The sequence below is a fragment of the Micromonospora sp. WMMC273 genome (assembly GCF_027460285.1).
Lineage (GTDB): Bacteria > Actinomycetota > Actinomycetes > Mycobacteriales > Micromonosporaceae > Micromonospora > Micromonospora aurantiaca.
This window is the reverse complement of sequence record NZ_JAPZBE010000001.1, coordinates 3226482-3249084: the sequence shown is the minus strand read 5'-3', so window position 1 is coordinate 3249084 and position 22603 is coordinate 3226482. Positions and strand designations below refer to the sequence as shown.

The window sequence follows — 22603 nt, the reverse complement described above, 5'->3', positions numbered from 1 at the left end:
CCCGGTGTGCGGCATCGCGCTGAGCATCGGCCCCGAGGCGGACCCGGCAACATTCCGGCGGATGCTCGCCGCGCTAGCACCGCGCGGTGAGGTCACCGAGACCCGGCAGGAACACGGCCTCCTCGCCGGCGTACGGCGGCTGAGGATCGTGGACCGGGAACGGTCCGTCCAGCCGTGGATGTCGCCGGACGAGCGGCACCTGCTCTGCTTCAACGGCGAGGTCTTCAACCACCACGAGCTGCGCGCCGAGCTGACCCGCCTCGGGCACCGGTTCAGGACCGCGGGCGACACCGAGGTGGTGCTCGCCGCGTTCCGCCAGTGGGGCGAGAACGCGGTCCGCCGGCTGCGCGGCGAGTACGCGTTCGTCATCGTCGAGCGCGACACCGGCCGGGCGTACCTGGCCCGCGACCCGCTCGGCGTCAAGCCGCTGTACTGGTCCCGCCTGCCCGGCTGCCTGCACCTCGCCTCCGAGGTCAAGGCGCTGGTCGGGCACGGCGCGCCGATCGGCGAGGTGGCGCCCGGGCACCACGGCTGGGTCGAGCCCGGCCGGCCGGTCCGGTTGGGCCCGCACGTCGACCTGCTCACCCTCGGCGACGGCCTGCCGGTGATCGACGACCCGGACGAGGCGGCCCTGCTGGTCCGCGTCGCGCTGACCGACGCGATGCGCGCCCGGCTGGACACCGACCTCACCGTCGGCGTGGTGCTCTCCGGCGGCCTGGACAGCTCGCTGGCGCTGCTGCACGCCCGGGAACTGCACCCGGACTGCGTGGCGGTCACCATCGGCGTGCCGGAGAGCCCGGACGTCGCGTACGCCCGGCGGCTCGCTGCCGACCTCGGCGTCCCGCACGAGGTGATCGAGCTGCGGCCGCGTGACATCCGGCTCGCCGACGTCCGCGAGGCGATCCGGATCTCCGAGCTGACCGAGTACGGCGACATCATCAACGCCGTCGTCTCGGTGCCGATCTTCCGGCGGCTGCGCGAGCTGGGCGTCCGGGTGGTGCTCACCGGCGACGGTTCCGACGAGTTGTTCGGTGGGTACCCGATGTACCACCAGGTCGGGCCGGAGCGGTCCCGACGGCTGTTCCTGCACAAGATCCGCAACCTGTGCCGGACCGAGCTGCAGCGGGTGGACCGGGCCAGCATGGCGCACGGCGTGGAGGCCCGGGTGCCGTTCCTCGACCTCAGCGTCGTCGAACTGGCCATGCGGCTGCCGCTGGACCTGAAACTGCGCGACGGGCAGGAGAAGTGGATCGTCCGGCGGGCCTTCGCCGACCTGCTGCCCTCCTACGTGCGGCAGCGGCCGAAGAACCCGATGTCGTACTCGTCCGGACTGCACGAACGCGCCCGCCTCTACAAGCCGCTGTTCGCCCGGCTGCACCGCTCCTTCGGCTACGACCTGCTCGAACCGGTCCGCCGGGACTTCGACAGCGTGCTCACCCGCTGCGGCAACGACCTCGACCGGGCCATCGCCGAGGGCATCGCCCGGCCCGACTACACAGTGCTGGAACACGCCCGGGACCTGGTCGGCGCTGCCCGGTGGAACGCCGCGCCGATGGTCCGCCGGCTGGTCAACCCGCGCCGCACCCGAGGCGACGAGGCGCCCCTGCCCGGGTGAGCCCGGTCAGCGTCGCAGGTCCACGTCGGCGGCCACCCCGGAGACCGGGTCCATGCAGTGCACCGTCGGGCCCGGACGCAACCGGGCGTCCGAGGCGTACCGCCGGGCCAGCTCACGCCCGGCGGCGGCGTCGCCGCGGTCGGCGGCCACCAGCAGCGTGGCGACCTCGTCGACGAGGGTGAGATCGACGCCGGTCAGGTCCTCGGTCATCGCCCCGAACCCGTCCCAGAGCAGCACCTCGTCCTTGTGCCGGTGGGCCAGCTCCAGCAGCACATAGGCGTGGACGAGCCAGTCGCCCCGGCTCGGCAGCGACGGGTCGACGCCATAGGTGTCCGGGTCGATCCGGCCCGCCCGGTACGCCAGCCACACCCGGGCCGCCGACTCGAAGTGCCCCGCCTCCGGGTCGATGTCGTAGCCGTCGAACGGCTGCTCGCCGGCCGGGTCCAGCTCCGGGTCGGACCAGACCCAGCGCTCGCCGTTCCACCACTCCGCCAGCACGTGGTCGTGGTGCCAGTCCGGGGCGAAGTAGCTCACGAACCCGACCCGGCTGCGCGCCGGGATCCCGTGCCCGCGCAGCGCCGCGACGGTGAACAGCGTGTGGTCCCGGCAGCAGCCGGCGACCCGCTCGGCGGCCGGGCGCTCGGCGGTCAGCGGCAGCGGGAACCGAGACTGGTCGGTGTCGAGGATGCGGTCCATCCAGCGCAGGTTCACCTCGGCCTGGCGGACGTCCGGCAGCTCCACGCCGCCGGCGCGGTAGTGGACGATCACGTTGCGGGCGGTCGCCGCGACGGTCGGCAGGTCGGCGGGCACGGCGTCGAGCAGCGCCGCGTGGTGACGGGGATCGCTGTACGGCGAGTGGGTCCGGTAGTCGTCGACGTCCATCCGGCCATTGTCGGCGTGGGACGCGGCCGGCGGGTGCCCGCTCGGCGCGCAATCTCGCGGCGCCCGAGCGCCAGGTCCGATCGCCGCCAGCGCCGCGGCCGGGGCCGCGCCAGGCTGGGACCGTGACGACCACCCGTACCGCGTTCGGAATCCGCCCGCTGCCCGCCGGCACGCTCGCCGAGCTGCGACGCACCGGCCGCGACGCCACCGGCCAGCCGCCCGAGCACCGGCGCGCCACCGGCGGCGAGCCGCTGCGCTGCTGCCTGCGCGACGCCCGGCCGGACGAGGCGCTGCTGTTGTTCGGGTACGCCCCGCCGCTGCCACCCGGCCCGTACCGCGAGGTGGGGCCGGTGTTCGCGCACGCCGCCGGCTGCGCCGGCCCGGACGACGTGACGACGTACCCGTCGCGGTGGCGCGGACGGGAGCAGGTGCTGCGCGCGTACGACAGCCGGGGCCGCATCGTGGGCGGACGGCGACACGACGGCGGCGATCCGGAGGCGGTGATCGCGGAGCTGTTCGCCGACCCGGCGGTGGACCAGCTGCACAGCCGCAACGTGGTGTACGGCTGCTGGATGTTCGCTGTCGTGCGGAGCTGACCGGGTCCCCGATGGACATCGGCGCACGCCTCTTCTAGCGTCGCTGTCATGCGGAGGACCCTCATCGCCGGCGGGCTCGCGCTGCTCCTGCTCGCCACGGCCTGCGGGGAGAGCCGCCGGTCCGACCCACCGGCCGCGGCCGGCTCGCCGACCTCCTCGCGGCAGGACCCGGGCCAGGTCGAACGGACGCTGGCCAGCCTCCGCAAGATCGACGATCTGCCGATGTACGAGATGACGTACGACGGCGACTACGACCCGACCGCCGGGCTGGCCGGGTCCACGCCGCCGAGCCCGTTCGGCTGCTCGCTGTTCGCCGCGCTCGCCGACCGGGAGCGCCCGCTGTTCGCCCGCAACTTCGACTGGGAGCCGAATCCCGCGCTGGTGCTGCGCACCGACCCGCCGGACGGGTACGCCTCGATCTCCCTCGTCGACATCTCGTACCTGGGCGTGTCCGCCGACCCGACCGGGGACCGGCGGCTGCTGGACGCGCCGCTGCTGCCGTTCGACGGCATGAACGAGCGCGGTCTCGCGGTCGGGCTGGCCGCCGACGACGGGGCCCGCGCCGAGCCGGTGCCCGGCCTGCCGACTGTCGGCTCGGTGCGCATCCTGCGCCTGGTGCTCGACTCGGCCGCGACCGTGGACGAGGCGGTCGCCGTGTTCAAGCGCTACAACCTGGACTTCGACGGCGGGCCGCCGCTGCACTACCTGCTGGCCGACGCCACCGGCGCGTCCGCGGTGGTGGAGTTCGTCGACGGGAAGATGACGGTGGACCGGCGCAGCGGCCCGTGGCAGGCGCTGACGAACGTGCCGGCCGTCGGTGTGCCGGACCGGGAACTGCGCCAGGACCGCAGGTACGGGGTGCTGGCGAAGGAGCTGGACCGCACCGGCGGGGTGGTCGACGCCGCCGGTGCGCTGCGGCTGCTGAACGCGGTACGTCAGTCGCACACCCGCTGGTCGGTGACGTACGGGCTGCGCAGCGGCGAGGTGCGCGTGGTCACGGCCGGCGGCGGCACCCGCGACTACCGGCTGCCGATGAGCTGACCCGGCCTCTCCGGCCCAGGTCGTCGCCGCTGATCACGAGGCAGCCCAGCAGGTCGGCGAGCACGGTCCGCTGGACCGGCGTCAGGGTGTTCACGAAGATGGCGGCGTCGACGCCAGCCTCCCGGCACGCGTCGGCGATCTCGCGGATCCGGCCGTGCGTGAGCAGTGTCCGGCGGGAGAAGGGCCGGGACATCCGGGCAGCCCCGCCGGGACGCGCGTGCCACCGATCGGAGACGCCTCGGCGTTGCGCGAACCGGTCCACCACCCGGGCGCCGCGTTCCTCGGCCACGGCGGCGAGCCGGTCGAGGCGGGCCTCGTAGTCCTTGTCCTTGGCCGGAAAGAGCCCGACGAGCACGACGGCGGCGCCGTCGAGCGGGTCGCTCACGTACCGCTTCACGCGGACAGCATTGCCCGCGCCGGGCGGCGCGGCCAGGGGTTTCCGGGCCGCCGCACGCACCGGGCCCGGCGTCCCGCGAGGGGAGCGCCGGGCCCGGGACGGGTCAGCGGGTCACCAGCTCAGGTAACCGGCCTGGGTCTGCACGTTCAGCTCGGGCACCAGCAGGAACTGCGCCAGCCAGGTGCGCGGGTCACGCAGCTCCAGCACGTCCAGTCCCTTCTGGATGTCGCTGGAGTAGATGTGGCCGTTGTACCAGTAGGCCGACCACGACCCGCCGGTACGCAGCTGCGAGGCGTCCAGCGGCCCGCGCTCCCAGTAGGCGATCTCCTTGGGCTTGCGCGAGTCGGTGAAGTCCCACACCGAGATGCCGCCCTGGTACCAGGCCTGGACCATGATGTCGCGGCCGGGCACCGGGATCAGCGAGCCGTTGTGGGCCACGCAGTTCTCCGTGTCGGCGTTGACCCGGGGGATCTTGTAGTAGCTGCGGAACTCCAGTTTGCGGGCGTCGCCGCGGCCGGTGATGTCGTAGATGGCGTCCGCGCCGCGGTTCGGGCCGACCACCTCGTTGCAGGTGGCCGCGCCGCCGCCGCCCAGCTCGTCGGTGAAGACGACCTTGGTGCCGGCGTTGTTGAACGTGGCCGAGTGCCAGAACGCGAAGTTCTCCGCGTCGGTGACCCGCTCGATCACCCGGGGCGCCTCACGGTTCTTGATGTCCAGCAGGATGCCGTCACCCATGCAGGCGCCCGCGGCCAGGTCCTTCGACGGGTACGCGGTGATGTCGTGGCAGCCGGTGGTGGCCGACGACTGACCCGGGATGCCCGGGTAGCCGCCGTCCGGGAACAGGTTCGGCGTGGCGACCACGGAGGCGGTGGTCGGGTTCTTCACCGGCACCTTGACGATGGAGATGGAGTCGTGCGGCGGCTGGCAGTCCGGGAACTCGGCCCGCGGGCTGTACGAGGAGACGTACAGGTAGACGTTCCGCTTGTCCTTGCCGGGCACCAGGGTGTGGGTGTGCGAGCCGCACGCCGTCTCCACCGACTTGATGTAGCGCGGGTTGCGCTTGTCCCGGATGTCGAAGATCTTGATGCCCTCCCAGGACTCCTTCACCGACGCCGGCTGGGTGGTGCTGGCGCAGGAGTCGTCGCTGCGGGAGGAGTCGGTCGACAGGAACAGCAGGTCGCCGTGGACCGAGATGTCGTTCTGCGAGCCGGGGCAGAGCACCTGGGACACGATCGCCGGGCGGTTCGGGCGGGAGACGTCGTAGACGACGAACCCGTCGTAGTTGCCGACGAACGCGTACCGCCCCTGGAAGGCGATGTCGGTGCCGAGGGCGGCAGTGGTGTCGAACGGCGCCTGCTTCGGCAGGTTCGCCACCTGGCGCAGGTTGGGGCTGCTGGAGATCTCGTCGACACCGGGGACGGCGTTGTCCACGGTGGCCGGCGCGGCCTGGGCGCGGGGGATCTCCTGCGCGCTGCTCGGGGGCGCGGTGAACACACCGGCGAGCAGCAGGCCGGCGGCGGCCAGGCTGACGGTCCGGATTCGGGACGTGCGGAGGCTGATCATCGGCAACGCCCTTCGAAAGGGGGTCATGATTCGCCACACCTTACCTATTTGAGACGGTCATCAATGTGAGCTGGGTCACACTTGGGAACTTTCGTCTATGGATAGGATCGCTTTCACCTTGACCGGAGGAGGCGTCGTATGACCAGCCGGCAGGCGCGTGTGTGGGTGGGCGTCACAGCACTGGTGACCCTCCTGGTGGTCGGCGCACTGGCGCTGACCGGGCGCGAGGACACCCGTACCCCGGAGGCGGCCGGAACCGCCGCGCCGGCCGCGCCGAGCGCGAGCGCCGCCGGGTCGGCGCCGCCCGTGGTGGTGCCGGGGCGCCCGGGGGAGCCCGCCGCGACCCGCCCGGCCGAACAGGTCCGGGGCGCCACCACGCCGCGCTGGAACAGCCTCGACGTCTGGTACGTCCGGATGATGATCCCGCACCATGAGCAGGCCCTGGAGATGGCCGCCCTCGCGCCCGGGCGCGCCGCCGACGCACGGGTGCGCGCCGTCGCCGACCGGATCCGTGCCGCGCAGGGGCCGGAGGTCGGCCTGCTGCGGGCCTGGCTCAGCACGCGCGACCTGCCCGCCGACGTACCCGGGCACGACCACGGCAGCATGCGCGGGATGCAGTCCCCGGAGGCGATGCGGCGGCTCGCCGACGCCCGCGGCACGGCGTTCGACAAGCTGTTCGTGCAGATGATGTCCGACCACCACCGGGGCGCGATCGTTATGTCCACCGACCTGCTGAAGGTCGGCGTCGACCAGCCGATGCAGGAGTTCGCCACCTCGGTGGCCGTCGAGCAGTCCGCCGAGATCAGCCGCATGCAGGCCCTCCTGACCCGCTGACCTGGGAGCGGGCGGGGGAGGGGCGAAGGGCGGGCCTAGGCTGGGAGGTCGTGAACCGCCTGATCCTCGGTCGACCGCTGCGGGGTGTCGCGTTCGACGCGGCAGTCTGCGGCCTCGTCGCGTTCTTCGCGCTGTCCGGCTTCGTCGCCGGGCACACCGGGATCCCGGCGACCGCTGTCGGCCTGGCGATGGCAGCGGTGCTGTTCCTCCGGCGTACCCACCCGTCGGCGGTCGGCGCCCTGGTGGCCGCGCTCGCGCTGGTCCAGGTGATCGCCGGCTGGGGCCCGCTCAGCTACGACATCGCCGTGCTGATCGCCCTCTACAGCGTGGTCAAGTACGCCGACCGGCTCCGCGACGGCATCGCCGCCGGGATCGTCGCCCTGATCGGCGGGGTGCTCGCCGCGCTCCAGACGCCCGGCACCGGTCCCTGGTGGATGGGCGCGGTCTTCTACACCCTGATCGTCGGCGCGGTCTTCCTGGCCGGGCTGAACCTGCGGACCCGCCGGCTCTACGTGCTCAGCCTGGAGGAACGCGCCGCCACGCTGGAACGGGAACGGGAGGCCGAGGCGCGCGCCGCCGTCGCCGAGGAACGCACTCGCATCGCCCGTGAGCTGCACGACGTGGTCGCCCACAGCATGGCCGTGATGATCGTGCAGGCCGACGGGGTGCGGTTCACGCTCGACCGCGATCCGGCCACCGCCCGGGAGGCGGCCAAGGTGGTCGCCGACACCGGCCGGGCGGCGCTGGAGGAGATGCGGCGGCTGGTCGGCGTACTCCGGGAACCGGACCGCCCGGAGCCGGCGCCGGCGGACCAGCCGGCCGCCGAACCGGCGCACCGGCGGCCCGCGCTGGTGGAGCTGCCCGCGTTGCTCGACCGGTTCCGCGCCGCCGGGCTGCGGATCACCTGCGGCGGCGCCGGCACACCGCGGGCGCTGCCGCCCGGCCTGGAGCTGACCCTCTACCGGGTGGTGCAGGAGAGCCTGACCAACGCGCTCAAGCACGCCGGCGTCGGCGCGTCGGTGGAGCTGACGCTGGACTGGGCCGCCGACGCCGTCGTGGTCCGGGCGGTCGACGACGGCGGCGGCGCTCCGGTGGTCCGGCCGGCGCCGTCCGGCGGGCACGGCCTGGTCGGCATGCGGGAACGGGTCGGAGTGTACGACGGCAGCCTCGCCGCCGGACCCACACTCGCCGGTGGCTGGCGGGTACAGGCGCGGCTGCCACTGCCGGCGGGCGCCGGCACCGAGGAAGGGAGCGCGGCGGCGTGACCGTGCGAGTGATGATCGTCGACGACCAGATGCTGGTGCGGGCCGGGTTCCGGATGGTGCTCGACTCCCAGCCGGACCTGGAGGTGGTCGGCGAGGCCATCGACGGCGCGGACGCGCTGCGGGTGCTGGACCGGATCGAGGCCGACGTGGTGGTGATGGACCTGCGGATGCCGACCATGGACGGGGTGGAGGCGACCCGGCGGATCTGCGCCCGGCCGGCCGGGGGCCCGCGCGTGCTGGTGCTCACCACGTTCGACACCGAGGCCGACGCGTTCGCCGCGCTGCGTGCCGGGGCGAGCGGGTTCCTGCTCAAGAACGTGCCGCCGGAGGAACTCATGGCGGCGATCCGGGTGGTGGCACAGGGCGACTCGGTGGTGGCACCGTCGATCACCCGGCGGCTGCTCGACCGGTTCGCCGGGCAGCTCGGTCCCGCGCCGGCCACCGACCCCCGGCTGGCCCAGCTCACCGAGCGGGAGCGAGAGGTGCTGCTGCTGGTGGCGCAGGGGCTCTCCAACGCCGAGATCGCCGCCCGGGTGCACGTCGCGGAGGCGACGGTGAAGACCCACGTGGGCCGCATCCTGGCCAAGCTCCAGCTCCGCGACCGGGTCCAGGCGGTGGTGCTGGCGTACGAGAGCGGCCTGGTCACGCCCGGCGGCTGACCGGCCGTACGTCTCAGGTCGTACGGGTTCCCCCGGTGGGGGACGACCGTGGTCGCACCGAGGTCGAGCGCGCAGGTGGAGATCGACTCAGCGGTGCCGGGCCTAGCGTCGGAACTGTCTTCAGACCGTGTCCGACAGGAGCACCACAGTGTCCGCACCACCGACCACAGGCGTCGCCCTCGCCGCCCGCGCGCTGCGCAAGGAGTACGGCGCCGGCCAGTCCCGCGTCGTCGCGCTCGACGGCGTCGACCTCGATTTGGCCGCCGCCCGGTTCACCGCCGTGATGGGCCCGTCCGGCTCCGGCAAGTCCACACTGCTGCACTGCCTCGCCGGCCTCGACCGGCCGACCGCCGGGGCGGTCCACATCGGCGACGCCGACCTGACGGGCCTGGACGACCGGCGGCTCACCCGGCTGCGCCGGGACCGGATCGGCTTCGTCTTCCAGAAGTTCAATCTGCTGCCCACGCTCACCGCCGAGGAGAACGTCGTCCTCCCGCTGGCCATCGCCGGCCGCCGGCCGGATGCGACCTGGCTGCGTCAGGTGGTGGCCGCGGTGGGCCTGACCGATCGCCTCGGGCACCGCCCGGCGGAGCTGTCCGGCGGCCAGCAGCAGCGCGTCGCGGTGGCCCGCGCCCTGATCACCCGGCCGTGGGTGATCTTCGCCGACGAGCCGACCGGCAACCTCGACTCGCGCTCCGGCGCGGAGGTGCTGCGGCTGCTGCGCGAGGCGGTCGACACGCTCGGCCAGACCGTCGTCATGGTCACCCACGACCCGGCCGCCGCCGCGTACGCCGACCGGGTGGTCTTCCTCGCCGACGGCCGGCTGGTCGACGAACTGCACGCGCCGACGGTCGGCGCGGTCCGGGACGCGCTCAGCCGGCTCGACCCGGCCGTGACCCCGGCGGGGCGGTGACCGGGATGCTGCGCCTGACCCTGCGCCAGGTCCGCGCCGACGGCCTGCGCCTGCTGCTGTCCTCGCTGGCGATCGTGCTCGGCGTCGCGTTCGTCGCCGGCACGCTGATGTTCATCGACGGCATGCGCGCCGGGGCGTACGAGCGGGCCGGTGAGTTCGACAGGCACACCGACCTGGCCGCGTACGCCGAGACCAGCCCGCTGCCCCCGGCGCTCGTGGACCGGGTGCGCGCCGTCGACGGGGTGGCCGCCGCCGCGGGCGAACTGACCGGCTCCGCCGGGGTGGTCGGCCGCGACGGCCGTCCCGTGCTCGGGTACGCGGTCCTCGCCGCGATCCCCACCGAGACGGACCTGCAGTCCTACGACGTGGTCGCCGGGCGGCTGCCGCAGCGCCCCGGCGAGGTGGTGCTCGACGACGAGACCGTCGCCGAGCAGCGCTTCACCGTCGGCGGGCCGGTGTCGATCGGCGGGCAGGACGGCGCGGCCCGCCCGTACACCCTGGTCGGCACCGTCGACGTGGACGGCAGCTCCCGCGACGTCGGCGGCCCGTACATCGGGCTGATCGGACCGGACGCGCTCACCGTCAGCGGCGAGAAGGGCTACGGCCGGATCATGGTGGCGGCGCGGCCCGGGGTGGACACGGCCGCGCTGGCCGACCGGATCCGTGCCGTGCTGGGACCGGACGTGACGGTCCGGGACCGCGACGCCATCCTCGACGCGGCAGTCGACGACGCGGTCCGCGACCTGCGGCAGTTCGGCATGCTGCTGGGCACGTTCGCGGCGGTGGCGGTGGTGGTGGCCGGCTTCGTGATCGCCAACACCTTCGCCATCGTGCTCGCCCAGCGCTCCCGGCGTACCGCGCTGCTGCGCCTGGTCGGCGCCACCCGGGGGCAGATCTACCGGGCCACGCTGTCCGAGGCGGCGGTGACCGGCCTGTTCGCCTCCGCGGCCGGGGTGCTGGCCGGCGCGGCGGTGGCCGGCGGTCTCGGCGTCCTGCTCGCCGGCACCGGCGCGCCGCTCGGCAGCGGGCTCACCCTGACCCCGCGGACGCTGCTGCTCTCGCTGGGGCTGGGGACGCTGCTCACCGTGGCGTCGGCCGCGCTGCCGGCCTGGCAGGGCACCCGCGTCGCCCCGGTTGCCGCGCTCACCGACGCGGCGATCAACCCGGTACGCCCGGCCGGGCGGGTCCGGCTGGCGGTCGGCGCGCTGGCGCTCGCCGCCGGTGTGGCGGCGCTGGCCGGCGCGGGTGCCACCGGCCAGGTGGTGCTGGTCGCGGCCGGCGCGTTGCTGGCCTTCGGCGGCATCGTGGCGTTCGGCCCGGTGCTGGTGCCGGCCCTGGTACGGGTGCTCGGCGGGCCGTTCCGCGCGGCGTTCGGTGCCACCGGCGGGCTGGCCGTGTCGAACGCGGTGCGCAACCCGCGCCGGGTCGCCGCCACCGCGACGGCCATGGTGATCGGCATCGGGCTGGTCTCCGCGTTCGTCGTCGGCGCGGCGAGCGTCAAGTCCGGCATCGAACGCGCGGTGGACGCCCGGATCGGGGTGGACTTCCTGGTCACCGGCATCGGGGGCGACCTGCCGGCCACCGTCGCCGACGATCTGGCCGCCCGCCCGGAGCTGGGTGTGGTGCACGAGCAGCGCAGCCGGGTGGTCGGCGACGTGCAGCTGCGCGCCGCGCATCCGGCGCTGGTCCGGCGCACGCTGTCGGCGGTGGACGCCGGTGACCCGGCGGACCTGGGGCCGGGTTCGGTGCTGGTGCACCGCGAGCTGGCCGCGGCGCGGGGCTGGACGGCGGGCTCCGCGATCACGCTCGCCGGCCGCCCGTTCCGGGTCGTCGCGGTGGTGGCCGACGAGGAGCCGGTCCTGGCCGGCAGCCCGGTGCCCGCCGGTCACCTGGTGGACGTGCTGGACACCGACTTCACCGCCATGTTCCCCAGCGAGCGCGGCTACCTGGCCGAGGTGGACCCGGCCCCCGGGGTGGGTGTCGACGCCGCCCGGACCGCCGTCGAGTCGGTGCTGGCCCGCTATCCGACGGTGAACGTGATGGACCAGGCCGCGTACAAGAAGATGCTCACCGGCACCGTCGACATGGTGCTGGGGTTCGTCACCGCGCTGCTCGGCCTGGCCGTGGTGATCTCGCTGGTCGGGGTCGCCAACACGCTCAGCCTGTCGGTGGTGGAACGCACCCGGGAGACCGCGGTGCTGCGCGCGGTCGGACTGAGCCGGGCCGGGATGCGGGGCGTGCTGGCGGTCGAGGCGGTGCTCACCGCGCTCGTCGGCACGCTGCTCGGCATCGCGCTCGGCACCGGAGCGGCGGCCGGGGCGATGGCAGTGGTGGCCCGCATCGGCGGCGACTTCACGCTGGTGCTGCCCTGGGGACGGATCGGACTGATCGTCGCGGTGGCGGTGGTGGCCGCGCTGCTCGCCTCGGTCCTGCCGGCCCGCCGGGCGCTGTCCCGGCCGGTGGTGGCGTCGCTCGGCGCGGACTGAGCACCGCCGCCCGGACACGGACGAGCCGGCTCCGCCGTGTGCGGGGCCGGCTCGTGGTGAGTCAGGGCTGGGTGGCCGGCTGGCCGCCGGTGTCACCACCGCCGCCCGTGCCGGTGCCCGGGTCGGCGGTGGTCGGGTCCGGTGCCGGCGCCGTGGTGGGTGCCGTCGTCGTCGGCGCGCTCGACGGCGTGCTGCTCGGCTCGGCCGACGGGGCGGGCTCGTCGGTCACGCTCGGCTGCGCCGACGGGGTCGCCGAGGTGCTCGGCGTCACCGAGGGCGTGGCCGACGGCCGGCCACCCGGGCCGACCGGCCGGTAGGTGTACTCGTCGTCGGCCGACGGCTCGTCGGCGACCGGCTCCGCGACCGGGTCGCTCGGCGCCACCGCGGGCGCCGTCTTGTCGATCTTCGTGGCCGGTTCGGCGGTGTCGTTGGCGGCGGCCACGAGCGCGCCCAGCGCGCCCATCGCCACCAGCACCGCGCCCAGCGCGCCGACGAGCGTGCCACGCCGGCCCCGCCGCCGCGACGTCGCCACCGCGGCGCCCGGGCGGACCGCCGGCTGGTCGTCGCGGGACCGCGCCGAGCCCGCCGCGCCGCGCAGCGCCACCGTCGCGGTCGGCGAGTCGGTACGCGCGGCCCGCGCCGCGTCGGCCATCGCCGCGGCGCTCGGGTAACGGTCGGCCGGATCCTTGGCCAGCGCGCGGGAGACCAGCTCCCGCACCGACGCCGGGATCTCCGCCGGCAGCTCCGGCGGTTCGTCGTCGAGATGGCGTACGGCCACCTGGAGCGGATTGTCGCCGGTGAACGGCGGGCTGCCGGTGAGGCAGCAGTACGCGACGGCGCCGAGCGCGTACACGTCGGTGGCGCCCGAGACGGGCCGGCCGGCGGCCTGCTCCGGCGCCATGTAGAGGGCGGTGCCCGGCACCGCGTTCGTGCTGGTGATGCTCGTGACGTTCGTCGACCGGGCCACGCCGAAGTCGACCAGGACCACGGTGCCGTCGTCCTGCACGAGCAGGTTGCTCGGCTTCACGTCCCGGTGCACGATGCCGCGGCCGTGCGCCGCGTGCAGCGCCTGCGCCACCTGCGCCACGATCGACATGGTCTCGGCGACCTCGAGCTGTCCGGCGGTTTCGATCCGCCGCGACAGCGGCTCACCGGCGACGAACTCCATCACCAGGTAGTCGGCCCGGCCGCCGCCGGGCAGGTCGTCCTCGCCGCAGTCGAAGACCTGGACCACGCCGGGGTGGCGCAGCGAGGCCATGATCCGGGCCTCGGAACGGAACCGGGCGATGAAGTCGGGGTCGGACACCAGGGCGGGAAGCAGCACCTTCACCGCGACCGGGCGACCGAGGACAAGGTCGGTGGCACGCCAGACGTCGCCCATGCCGCCGGTGGCGACACGGTCATCGAGGCGGTACCGACCGCTGAGTACGACGTCTGAGGACAGCACCCCCATACCGTACCCACAGCAGGCGCGAAGTATTTCCCGCGATATCCGTGGCCGGTCCGGCCGGCCGTTCGGCCGGGTGTCCGGCACCCGGGACGCCGATCGGCTGATCGTGATCGACCCGGTACGATCGGCCAGAAAGTGACGCGCCCCCGCGCTCGCGGCCCGCCGCCCCCGGCGGGGTTCCGATCCGGGGAGCGTCGCGACCGCCGTCGGTGTTACCCCGACACGCCGGTGATGCAGGTAGACATTTCTCTCTGTTTCTCCGCCGTGCGGAGGCTTGCCGACGCGACCCGCCCGCCCCGGCGTCGGCCCGACTCCCGGCCGCACCCGGACGCCGGTACGGTATGTCCCGCCGACGCCCGTGCCGCGCGGCAGTGTCCACGGCGCACCGCACCCTCGTGCGGGTGCCTGATTCAGCTCACCGGGGGGCCGAGTGCGGATGGCGGTGTGGTCACTGGCACCCGTTGACGCCCGGCTCCGGGTCGTCATCCGGCCGGGGCGGCGCGCGTGACGGCCGAACTGAACGAGGCGGTCGCCGCGGCGCAGGCGGGGGACGAGGAGGCGTTCCGGTTCCTCTACCGCAGCCTGCAACCCGCGCTGCTGCGCTACCTGACCGCCCTCGTCGGCGCCGACGCCGAGGACGTGGCCTCGGAGGCGTGGCTCCAGATCTCCCGCGACCTGCCGTCGTTCACCGGTGGCGAGTTCCGCGCCTGGGTGGTCACCATCGCCCGCAACCGGGCCATGGACCATCTGCGCCGGCAGCGGCGGCGGCCCTCCGTGCCGGTGCCGGTGCAGGCCCTCAACGACCTGGTCGCCGACGTCGACACCGCCGACCGGGCCGGTGAGGCCATCGCTACCGAGAGCGCGCTCGCGCTGATCCGTACGCTGCCGCCGGCCGAGGCCGAGGCGGTGATGCTGCGGGCCGTCATCGGCCTGGACGCGGAGACCGCCGGGCGGGTGCTGGGCCGGCGGGCCGGCGCGGTGCGCACCGCCGCGCACCGCGGCCTGCGCCGGCTCGCCGCGCTGCTGGAGCGCTCGGCGGCGCAGGCCGCGCCGGCGGACACCCGGGACGCCGTCGCGCCGCGTCCCCGGACCGAGCGCCAGGTGCCGCACGCGCCCGAGGCCGAACCGGCGGAGGGCTGACGTGAGGGGAGACGACGGCATGCACGCTCGCCGGTCCGTCGGGCCCGCCGACCGGGCGGAATCCGACCGGCTGCTCGACGCCGCTCGCGCCGGCACGCCGCCGGGCGCCGACGCCGACCCGCTGACCCGGCTGCTGTCCGCTGCGGCCGGACCGGCCGGCCCGGACGAGGTCGCCGGGGAGGAGCAGGCGCTCGCCGCCTTCCGGGCGGCCCGCGCCGGGACCGCGCCGGCGCCGGTGATCGCGCCGCGCCCGCGCCGGCGCCTGCGGATCGCCGCCGCGCTGGCCGGTCTCGCCGCCACCGCCGTCGCCGGGGTGGCGTTCGCCGCCGTGCGCCTGGACCACGACCCGGAGCCGGTGGTGCCGCCCGCGACGACGGCCGCCCCCACCGGCGCCGGACCGACGGGGACCGGCCCCGCCGTCACCGGGCCGTCCCGGCCGGCACCGAGCACGCCGGCCGGTGACGCGTCCGGCGCGGAGTCCCCGCCGGTGCCGGCCCCGTCCGGCACGCCGAGCGCCAAGGGCCGGCCATCCGCGCCCCCGGACGGTGGGGCGAGCCTGGCCGGCCACTGCCGCGCCTACCTGGCCAAGCCGGAACGACAGCGGGAGAAGGCGCTCACCAAGCCGGGCTTCGCCGACCTGGTGGCCGCCGCCGGCGGCCCCGAGCAGGTGGAGAGCTACTGCCGCAACCTCGTGGGCGCGTCGCCGGAGAGCCCGGACGACGCGCCGGAGCCCGAGCGCCCGGGCCGGGAAGCGGACGACTGAGCGGCGCGGCGCAATCAGATTCCGGACAAAAATTCATCTCTCCGGGCAAGCGGATCTCGTCTGCTAGACAGAGGATGGTGGGGCGGCGTGCCGTGCCGTCCCGGCCGGCGCGTCGCGACGACGTCGTCGCCCATCGCCGAGGAGGAGCCGTCCCGTGGTGATGTCGCCGGACCTGGACCGCGCAGTCGTCCTGGGGGACGAGGAGGCGGCCCGGGGCCACCTCGCCCGGATCTGCTTCAAGACCGGCCCACCCGCACTCGTCGGCGTCGAACTGGAATGGACCGTGCACGACGCCGCGGACCCGGCCCGGCCGGTCGACCGCGAGCGACTACGCGAGGCGCTGGGGCGGCACAGCCCGGTGACCCTCGACCCCACCAGCCCGGCCGACGAGCTCCGGCACGGCGGCGCCGTGACCGTGGAGCCCGGCGGGCAGGTGGAGATCTCCGCGACGCCGCGATCGTCGGTCGGCGCCCTCATCCTGGCCACCGAGGCCGACGTCGCCGAGCTGCGGGCCCGGCTCGACGCCGCCGGCCTGGTGCTCGGCCGCAGCGGCATCGACCCGTGGCGCCTTCCCCGGCCCGTCGTGGAGACCCCCCGGTACCGCGCCATGCGCTGCGCCTTCGACCGGCGTGGCCCGGCGGGACGGGCGATGATGTACAGCACCGCCGGGCTCCAGGTCTGCCTGGACGCGGGCGAGCCGGAGCACCTGGCGCAGCGCTGGGCCGCCGCGCACGCCGTCGGCCCGCCGCTGCTCGCCGCCTTCGCCACCGCCGACCGGCACGCGGGCCGCCGCACCGGCTGGGCCTCCGCCCGGATGGCCACCTGGCTGGCCATCGACCCGGCCCGCACCCGTCCGGTCTGGTCGCCCGAGCGCGCCGACGAGGACCCGGTGGCGACCTGGACCCGGTACGCGCTCGCCGCGCCGCTGCTGTGCGTACGTGGCGACGGCCCGGACTGGACCGCGCCGCCCGGTGTCACGTTCGCCGACTGGCTGGCCGGGGCACTGCCCCGCCCGCCCACCACCGGCGACCTGGAATACCACCTCAGCACGCTGTTCCCGCCGGTCCGCCCGCGCGGCTACCTGGAGCTGCGCTACCTGGACACCCAGCCCGGCCCGGAGTGGACGGTGCCGCTGGCCGTGCTCACGTCGCTCTTCACCGACCCGGCCACCACCCGGGACGCGCTGGCGGCGGCCGGCCCGGTCGCCGACCGGTGGCGCGCGGCGGCCCGGTGCGGGCTGGCCGAGCGTCCGCTGGCGAGCGCCGCGGCGGCGCTGTTCGACCTGGCCCTGACGGCCCTGCCGAGGCTCGGCCTGCCGGAGGGCATCCACGACGAGACCGATCGAGCGATCCGGCGGCACCGCGCCGCCGCGGAGAGGGGACACCGGTGACCACCATCGAGCGACTACGCGACCGGATCGCCGCGGAACTGGAGCGGACCCGGGCCCGTACCGCGCTGCTGACCGACGCGGTGGACGACGACGACCTGGTGCGGCAGCACTCCACGCTGATGTCGCCGCTGGTCTGGGACCTGGCGCACGTCGGCAACCAGGAGGAGCTGTGGCTGGTCCGCGACGTCGGCGGCCGCGAACCGGTGCGCCACGACATCGACGACCTGTACGACGCGTTCAAGCAGCCCCGCAAGGACCGCCCGGCGCTGCCGCTGCTGCCGCCGGCCGAGGCCCGCGCCTACGTGCGTACGGTCCGCGACAAGGTGTTCGACCTGCTCGACGGCATCCGCTTCACCGAGCGTCCGCTCGTCGCCGACGGGTTCGCGTTCGGCATGATCGTGCAGCACGAGCAGCAGCACGACGAGACCATGCTCGCCACCCACCAGCTACGCGCGGGCGCCCCGGTGCTGGACGCGCCGCCCCCGCCGGAGCCCCGGGCCCGGGTCGGCGGCGAGGTACGGGTGCCGGCCGGGCCGTTCACCATGGGCACCTCCACCGACCCGTGGGCGCTGGACAACGAGCGCCCGGCGCACACCGTCGACCTGCCCGCGTACGTCATCGACGCCGCGCCGGTGACGAACGGTCAGTACCGGGCGTTCATCGCCGACGGCGGGTACGACGAGCCGCGCTGGTGGAGCGAGGCGGGCTGGCGGCACCGCGTCGAGGCGGACCTGAGCGCGCCGATGCACTGGCGGCGCGACGGGGACGGGTGGGCGTACCGCCGGTTCGGCCGCTGGTCGCCGGTACGCGACGACGAGCCGGTGGTGCACGTCTGCTGGCACGAGGCGCAGGCGTACGCGGCGTGGGCCGGCAAGCGGCTGCCCACTGAAGCGGAGTGGGAGAAGGCGGCCCGCTGGGATCCGGCGTCCGGCCGGTCCCGGCGCTACCCGTGGGGGGACGAGGATCCGGGCACCGAGCACGCCAACCTGGGGCAGCGTCACCTGTGGCCGGCGCCGGTGGGCGCGTACCCGGCGGGCGCCTCGCCGCTGGGCGTGCACCAGCTCGTCGGCGACGTGTGGGAGTGGACCTCCTCGCCGTTCCGGGGTCACCCGGGCTTCACCGCGTTCCCGTACCGGGAGTACTCGGAGGTCTTCTTCGGGGACGACCACCGGGTGCTGCGGGGCGGTTCGTTCGGCACCGACCGATCCGCCTGCCGGGGCACGTTCCGCAACTGGGACTACCCGATCCGGCGGCAGATCTTCAGCGGTTTCCGCTGCGCCCGTGACGCCGGCCCGGAGGAGTGAGCCGGCCCGATGTGCCGTCACCTCGCGTACCTCGGTCCACCCGTGCTGCTGTCCAGCCTGCTGTTCGACCCGCCGTACGGGCTGCTGCGCCAGTCGTGGGCGCCGCGTGACATGCGCGGCGGCGGCACCATCAACGCCGACGGCTTCGGTGTCGCCTGGTATCCCGGTGACGGCGACCCGGTCCGCTACCGGCGGGCCCAGCCGATGTGGAGCGACACCACGCTGCCGGAACTGGCCGCCGTGACGCGGGTGCGGGCGGTGCTGGCCGCGGTCCGCTCGGCCACCGTCGGCATGCCGCTGCACGAGACCGCCGCCGCCCCCTTCGCCGAGGGGCGGTGGCTGTTCAGCCACAACGGCGTGGTGCGGGGCTGGCCGGACAGCCTGGTCCCGCTCGCCGCCGGCCTGCCCGTCCGCGACCTGATCACCCTGGACGTGCCGACCGACTCGGCGCTGCTGTGGGCGCTGGTCCGGCACCGGCTGCGGGCCGGCGTGCCGCCGGACGAGGCGGTGGCGGACACCGTCGCGGCGGTGACCGCGGCCGCTCCCGGCTCGCGGCTGAACCTGCTGCTCACCGACGGTACGACGGTGGTGGCGAGCACGGCCGGGCACGCGCTGTCGGTGCGCCGCGGCGCGGACTCGGTGCTGCTGGCGTCCGAACCGTTCGACGACGACCCGGCCTGGCGGGCCGTGCCGGACGGCCGGCTCGTGGTGGCGACCACGGGCGGGCTCGACGTGCGGGAGACGACCGCCGCCTGACGATCAGTACCCACCGCAAGAGAGGACACTCGATGAGCGCGGAGCCGCTGGAGATCCACCTGGAGCAGCAGGACCTCGACCGTGGGTTGCGGGAGGACGTACGGGTCGGGCTGGCCGCGGCGCCGAAGTGGCTGCCGCCGAAGTGGTTCTACGACGCCCGGGGCAGCGAGCTGTTCGAGGAGATCACCCGCCTGCCGGAGTACTACCCGACCCGGGCCGAGCGGGCGGTGCTGGCCGCGCACGCCGACGACGTCGCCACCATGACCGGCGCGAAGACGCTGATCGAGCTGGGTTCGGGCTCGTCGGAGAAGACCCGGCTGCTGCTCGACGCGTTCACCCGCCACGGCGACCTGGGCACGTTCGTGCCGCTGGACGTGTCGGTGAGCGCGCTGCGGTCGTCCACCGAGCAGATCACCGCCGCGTACCCGGGGCTGCGGGTGCGGGGGATCGTCGGCGACTTCACCCGCCACCTGGACCGGCTGCCCACCGGCGGCCGGCGCCTGGTGGCGTTCCTCGGCGGCACGATCGGCAACCTGCTGCCGATGGAGCGGGCCGAGTTCCTCACCGCGATGCGCGCGGCGCTGGAGACCGGCGACTGGCTGCTGGTCGGCACCGACCTGGTCAAGGACCCGGGCGTGATCGTGCCCGCCTACGACGACGCGGCGGGCGTGACCGCCGAGTTCAACCGCAACGTGCTGCGGGTGATCAACCGCGAGCTGGGCGCGGACTTCGACGTCGACGCGTTCCGGCACGTGGCGGTCTGGGATCCCGAGCGGGAGTGGATCGAGATGCGGTTGCGCGCCGAGCACCCGACCCGGGTGCGGGTGCTGGACACCGACGTGGTGTTCGCCGCCGGTGAGGAGCTGCGGACCGAGGTGTCGGCCAAGTTCCGGCCGGAGGGGATCGCGGCCGAGCTGACCGCCGCCGGGTTCGACAGGCGGGCGTTCTGGACCGATCCGGACGGGCTGTTCGGGGTGAACCTGGCCCGCGCCGACTGAGGGCCGCAGTGGCCCCGGCCACACCCGGTGACCGGGGCGGCGGGTGATCGGTTAGGCTGGCGGCGCGAAGGGGAGTAGCCCCCAATGTCGTGGTCGACACACTGGTGCGTTCCGCATCCGGCCACGCGGCCCCGGTCTCCGGGGCGGGCGAGACCTTCGACTCAGGCTGTCGCAGCCGGGTCGAGGGCGCCCCCGTTCCTCCTCCCGGCTTGATCGGGAAGGTTCACATGGAGGGTTTCCTCGTCGCGCTGGTGGTCAGCTTCGGCGTCATCTTCGTCGCCGAGCTGGGCGACAAGTCCCAGCTCATGGCTCTGACGTTCGCCACGCGGTTCAAGCCGGTGCCGGTGCTCATCGGCATCACTGTCGCCACCGCCGTCGTCCACCTGGCCTCGGTGGCCATCGGGTACGGCCTGAACGCGGCCCTGCCCACCGACTGGATCTCGCTCATCGCCGGTCTGGCGTTCCTCGGCTTCGGTGCCTGGACGCTGCGCGGCGACAAGCTGACCGAGGAGGAGAAGCGCAAGGCCGAGCGCGGCGGCCGGTCCGCGGTCATCGCCGTCGGTGTGGCGTTCTTCCTGGCCGAGCTGGGCGACAAGACCATGCTCGCCACCATCACGCTGGCCACCAAGTACGGCTGGTTCGGCACCTGGCTCGGCTCGACGCTCGGCATGGTGGCGGCGGACGCGCTGGCGATCCTGGTGGGCCGGATGCTCGGCCGGCACCTCCCGGAGCGGACCATCCGCTACGGCGCGGCGGTGCTGTTCGCCATCTGCGGCCTCTGGCTGATCTTCGAGGCGGTCTCCGAGCTGACCTGACGTGAGTGGTGCGGCGGCGCCCGATGATCGGAGAGCGCTCCGGTGGGTAAGCAGCCCGGGTGAGCGCCGTGGCGGTGACCGCCCGGCGGAGGACGAATCGGCACGACCGGGAGGTTCCGCCCATGAGCAGGCACGACGAGCCCAACGAGTACGGCTTCGCCGGAGGCGCCACCGCGCCGGAGCCGCCGCCGGGCGGGCGCGAGGACGAGCAGGACCGCGCCGAGCAGGTGGCAGTGCCCGGTGACGACCTCACCGGGCCGGCCGCCGAGGCGCTCGAGGAACCGGAGCGCAAGCGCGAGCCGCGGCCGGCCGAGCGCCGTCGCTGAGGCGTACCGCGTCGAGGGTGGCGGCGGGCGTGACCGGATGGTCGCGCCCGCCGTGCCGGTTCAGGCCGGGCCCTCCTGGTACACGTCCGGTACGCCGTCACCGTCGGCGTCCCGGCTCTCCCGCTCGCTGATCCGCCGGTAGACCCGGTTGCGGCGCACCAGCACCACCGAGGCCAGCAGGGCGGAGATCAACGAGCCGAGCAGCACGGCCACCTTGACGCCGTCCTCCTCCGGGCTGCCGGCACCGAACGCCAGTTCGCCGATGAGCAGCGACACGGTGAAGCCGATGCCGGCCAGCAACGCCAGCCCGAGCAGGTCGGCCCAGGTGATCTCCTCGTCCAGTTCGGCCCGGGTGAACCGGGCGAGCAGGTACGTCGACCCGAAGACGCCGATCACCTTGCCGAGCACCAGCCCGGCGGCCACCGCGATCACCACCGGGTTGGTGAGCACGCCGCCCACGTCCACGCCGACCAGCGTCACCCCGGCGGCGAAGAAGGCGAAGACCGGCACGGCCAGGCCGGCGGAGACCGGCCGCCAGCGGTGCTCGAGCCGCTCGGCCAGGCCGGGCGCGCCGTCGCGGCTGCGCAGCACCGGCACTGTGAAACCGAGCAGCACGCCCGCCACCGTGGCGTGCACGCCGGAGGCGTGCACGAGCGTCCAGGCGGCCACCGCGAGCGGGATCAGCGCCCACCACCAGGTCCGCCGCCGCTGCACCAGCAGCCCGAACGCGGCGATCGGCAGCAGCGCGGCGAGCAGCGGCAGCGGGTGGAACGCGTCGGTGTAGAAGACCGCGATGATGGTGATCGCGAAGAGGTCGTCGACCACGGCGAGGGTCAGCAGGAACGCGCGCAGCCCCTGCGGCAGGTGGGAGCTGATCACGGCGAGCACGGCGAGCGCGAAAGCGATGTCGGTGGCGGTGGGGATGGCCCATCCGCGCAGGCCGGCGCCGCCGGCGCTGAGCGTCACGGCCAGGTAGATCAACGCCGGCGCGATCATGCCGCCGAGCGCGGCGACCACCGGCAACGCGGCCCGCCGGGGGTCGCGCAGGTCACCGGCGACGAACTCGCGCTTGAGCTCCAGGCCGACCACGAAGAAGAAGATCGCCAGCAGCCCGTCGGCGGCCCAGGTGCGCAGGTCGAGGTCGAGGTGCAGCCCGGCGCCGCCGGGCCAGGGCACCCAGTGGCTCAGTTCGGCGTACGCGGCGCGCCACGGCGAGTTGGCCCAGATCAGGGCGAGGACCGCGCCGAGCAGCAGCAGGCCGCCGCCGACGGTCTCGGTGCGCAGTACGTCGGCCAGGAAGCGGGCCTCCGGCCAGGAGCGGCGGGACAGCAGGCGCGAGCGGTGCGGGGTGTGCTGGGGCATGTGGCGTCCGTTCGGGAGCTGGGGTCGGCGGAACCATCGCCGACCAGG

General features: G+C 74.7%; 21 protein-coding genes. 16 read left to right on the top strand and 5 right to left on the bottom strand.

Annotated elements, in window-relative coordinates:
• Positions 1-4: 4 nt before the first annotated feature.
• Entirely contained in the window at positions 5-1615 is a 1611-nt protein-coding gene (locus O7611_RS15225; protein WP_194799299.1) for an asparagine synthetase B family protein, read from the top strand.
• 6 nt (positions 1616-1621) lie between these two features.
• On the opposite strand, the gene O7611_RS15220 is transcribed toward O7611_RS15225, so the two are convergent.
• A complete protein-coding gene (locus O7611_RS15220; RefSeq protein ID WP_194799300.1) occupies positions 1622-2497 on the bottom strand; it encodes a transglutaminase domain-containing protein in 876 nt (291 codons plus the stop codon).
• 122 nt (positions 2498-2619) lie between these two features.
• On the opposite strand from O7611_RS15220, the gene O7611_RS15215 reads away from it, so the two are divergent.
• Both O7611_RS15215 and O7611_RS15210 read left to right on the top strand, forming a co-directional pair.
• Positions 2620-3093, top strand: a complete 474-nt coding sequence (locus tag O7611_RS15215) for a DUF1203 domain-containing protein (protein WP_194799301.1) — start codon at positions 2620-2622, stop codon at positions 3091-3093.
• A gap of 48 nt (positions 3094-3141) precedes the next feature.
• Positions 3142-4134: a carcinine hydrolase/isopenicillin-N N-acyltransferase family protein gene (locus O7611_RS15210; protein WP_269697091.1), complete on the top strand. Its 993-nt coding sequence runs from the start codon at positions 3142-3144 to the stop codon at positions 4132-4134.
• On the opposite strand, the gene O7611_RS15205 is transcribed toward O7611_RS15210, so the two are convergent.
• Complete coding sequence (locus O7611_RS15205) at positions 4088-4531, bottom strand: hypothetical protein (protein ID WP_269697090.1); 444 nt, start codon at positions 4529-4531, stop codon at positions 4088-4090. The two genes, O7611_RS15210 and O7611_RS15205, sit on opposite strands and share 47 nt — an antisense overlap.
• 111 nt (positions 4532-4642) lie before the next feature.
• A complete protein-coding gene (locus O7611_RS15200; RefSeq protein ID WP_194799303.1) occupies positions 4643-6094 on the bottom strand; it encodes an LVIVD repeat-containing protein in 1452 nt (483 codons plus the stop codon).
• A 138-nt stretch (positions 6095-6232) separates the two neighbouring features.
• Between O7611_RS15200 and O7611_RS15195 the strand changes: the two genes are divergently transcribed.
• From O7611_RS15195 to O7611_RS15175, 5 genes are all read left to right on the top strand, one after another.
• Positions 6233-6928 carry a DUF305 domain-containing protein gene (locus O7611_RS15195; RefSeq protein WP_194799304.1) on the top strand — a complete coding sequence of 232 codons (696 nt, stop codon included), beginning with the start codon at positions 6233-6235 and terminating at the stop codon, positions 6926-6928.
• Between the two features lie 50 nt (positions 6929-6978).
• A complete protein-coding gene (locus tag O7611_RS15190; protein ID WP_269697089.1) occupies positions 6979-8193 on the top strand; it encodes a sensor histidine kinase in 1215 nt (404 codons plus the stop codon).
• Positions 8190-8852: a response regulator gene (locus tag O7611_RS15185; RefSeq protein ID WP_194799305.1), complete on the top strand. Its 663-nt coding sequence runs from the start codon at positions 8190-8192 to the stop codon at positions 8850-8852. The genes O7611_RS15190 and O7611_RS15185 overlap by 4 nt, the downstream gene beginning before the upstream one ends.
• A gap of 148 nt (positions 8853-9000) precedes the next feature.
• A complete protein-coding gene (locus O7611_RS15180) occupies positions 9001-9765 on the top strand; it encodes an ABC transporter ATP-binding protein (protein ID WP_194799306.1) in 765 nt (254 codons plus the stop codon).
• Positions 9766-9770: 5 nt separating this feature from the next.
• Positions 9771-12251 carry an ABC transporter permease gene (locus O7611_RS15175; protein ID WP_194799307.1) on the top strand — a complete coding sequence of 827 codons (2481 nt, stop codon included), beginning with the start codon at positions 9771-9773 and terminating at the stop codon, positions 12249-12251.
• A gap of 61 nt (positions 12252-12312) precedes the next feature.
• Here O7611_RS15175 and O7611_RS15170 read toward each other — a convergent pair whose 3' ends face one another.
• A complete protein-coding gene (locus O7611_RS15170) occupies positions 12313-13698 on the bottom strand; it encodes a serine/threonine-protein kinase (RefSeq protein WP_269697088.1) in 1386 nt (461 codons plus the stop codon).
• 507 nt (positions 13699-14205) lie between these two features.
• On the opposite strand from O7611_RS15170, the gene O7611_RS15165 reads away from it, so the two are divergent.
• The 8 genes from O7611_RS15165 (at position 14206) to O7611_RS15130 (ending at position 21193) form a co-directional block, all read left to right on the top strand.
• On the top strand, positions 14206-14841 hold the full coding sequence (locus O7611_RS15165; protein WP_194799309.1) for an RNA polymerase sigma factor: 636 nt from the start codon (positions 14206-14208) through the stop codon (positions 14839-14841).
• 19 nt (positions 14842-14860) lie between these two features.
• The gene (locus O7611_RS15160; protein WP_269697087.1) at positions 14861-15604 is read left to right on the top strand and encodes a hypothetical protein; all 744 of its coding nucleotides are present in this window, start codon (positions 14861-14863) and stop codon (positions 15602-15604) included.
• A gap of 154 nt (positions 15605-15758) precedes the next feature.
• Complete coding sequence (gene egtA, locus O7611_RS15155) at positions 15759-16994, top strand: ergothioneine biosynthesis glutamate--cysteine ligase EgtA (protein WP_194799311.1); 1236 nt, start codon at positions 15759-15761, stop codon at positions 16992-16994.
• Positions 16991-18298 (top strand): ergothioneine biosynthesis protein EgtB, encoded by a 1308-nt coding sequence (egtB, locus tag O7611_RS15150; RefSeq protein ID WP_194799312.1) that lies wholly within the window; start codon positions 16991-16993, stop codon positions 18296-18298. The genes egtA and egtB overlap by 4 nt, the downstream gene beginning before the upstream one ends.
• Before the next feature lie 9 nt (positions 18299-18307).
• Positions 18308-19054, top strand: a complete 747-nt coding sequence (gene egtC / locus O7611_RS15145) for an ergothioneine biosynthesis protein EgtC (protein WP_194799313.1) — start codon at positions 18308-18310, stop codon at positions 19052-19054.
• Between the two features lie 32 nt (positions 19055-19086).
• Positions 19087-20052: an L-histidine N(alpha)-methyltransferase gene (gene egtD / locus O7611_RS15140; protein ID WP_269697086.1), complete on the top strand. Its 966-nt coding sequence runs from the start codon at positions 19087-19089 to the stop codon at positions 20050-20052.
• 227 nt (positions 20053-20279) lie between these two features.
• Positions 20280-20867 carry a TMEM165/GDT1 family protein gene (locus O7611_RS15135; RefSeq protein ID WP_194799315.1) on the top strand — a complete coding sequence of 196 codons (588 nt, stop codon included), beginning with the start codon at positions 20280-20282 and terminating at the stop codon, positions 20865-20867.
• 122 nt (positions 20868-20989) lie between these two features.
• Positions 20990-21193 (top strand): hypothetical protein, encoded by a 204-nt coding sequence (locus O7611_RS15130; RefSeq protein ID WP_194799316.1) that lies wholly within the window; start codon positions 20990-20992, stop codon positions 21191-21193.
• A 60-nt stretch (positions 21194-21253) separates the two neighbouring features.
• On the opposite strand, the gene nhaA is transcribed toward O7611_RS15130, so the two are convergent.
• Positions 21254-22555, bottom strand: coding sequence for a Na+/H+ antiporter NhaA (gene nhaA, locus O7611_RS15125; RefSeq protein WP_194799317.1), 1302 nt, complete (start codon positions 22553-22555; stop codon positions 21254-21256).
• Between the last annotated feature and the right edge of the window lie 48 nt (positions 22556-22603).

What these genes read in the sequence shown, in the direction of transcription:
- O7611_RS15195 (WP_194799304.1), top strand. Translation starts at nt 6,233, where the DNA reads ATGACCAGCCGGCAGGCGCGTGTGTGGGTGGGCGTCACAGCACTGGTG.
- egtC (WP_194799313.1), top strand. Translation starts at nt 18,308, where the DNA reads ATGTGCCGTCACCTCGCGTACCTCGGTCCACCCGTGCTGCTGTCCAGC.
- O7611_RS15135 (WP_194799315.1), top strand. Translation starts at nt 20,280, where the DNA reads ATGGAGGGTTTCCTCGTCGCGCTGGTGGTCAGCTTCGGCGTCATCTTC.
- O7611_RS15200 (WP_194799303.1), bottom strand. Translation starts at nt 6,094, where the DNA reads ATGATCAGCCTCCGCACGTCCCGAATCCGGACCGTCAGCCTGGCCGCC.
- O7611_RS15220 (WP_194799300.1), bottom strand. Translation starts at nt 2,497, where the DNA reads ATGGACGTCGACGACTACCGGACCCACTCGCCGTACAGCGATCCCCGT.
- egtD (WP_269697086.1), top strand. Translation starts at nt 19,087, where the DNA reads ATGAGCGCGGAGCCGCTGGAGATCCACCTGGAGCAGCAGGACCTCGAC.
- O7611_RS15210 (WP_269697091.1), top strand. Translation starts at nt 3,142, where the DNA reads ATGCGGAGGACCCTCATCGCCGGCGGGCTCGCGCTGCTCCTGCTCGCC.
- O7611_RS15160 (WP_269697087.1), top strand. Translation starts at nt 14,861, where the DNA reads ATGCACGCTCGCCGGTCCGTCGGGCCCGCCGACCGGGCGGAATCCGAC.
- O7611_RS15130 (WP_194799316.1), top strand. Translation starts at nt 20,990, where the DNA reads ATGAGCAGGCACGACGAGCCCAACGAGTACGGCTTCGCCGGAGGCGCC.
- O7611_RS15175 (WP_194799307.1), top strand. Translation starts at nt 9,771, where the DNA reads ATGCTGCGCCTGACCCTGCGCCAGGTCCGCGCCGACGGCCTGCGCCTG.
- nhaA (WP_194799317.1), bottom strand. Translation starts at nt 22,555, where the DNA reads ATGCCCCAGCACACCCCGCACCGCTCGCGCCTGCTGTCCCGCCGCTCC.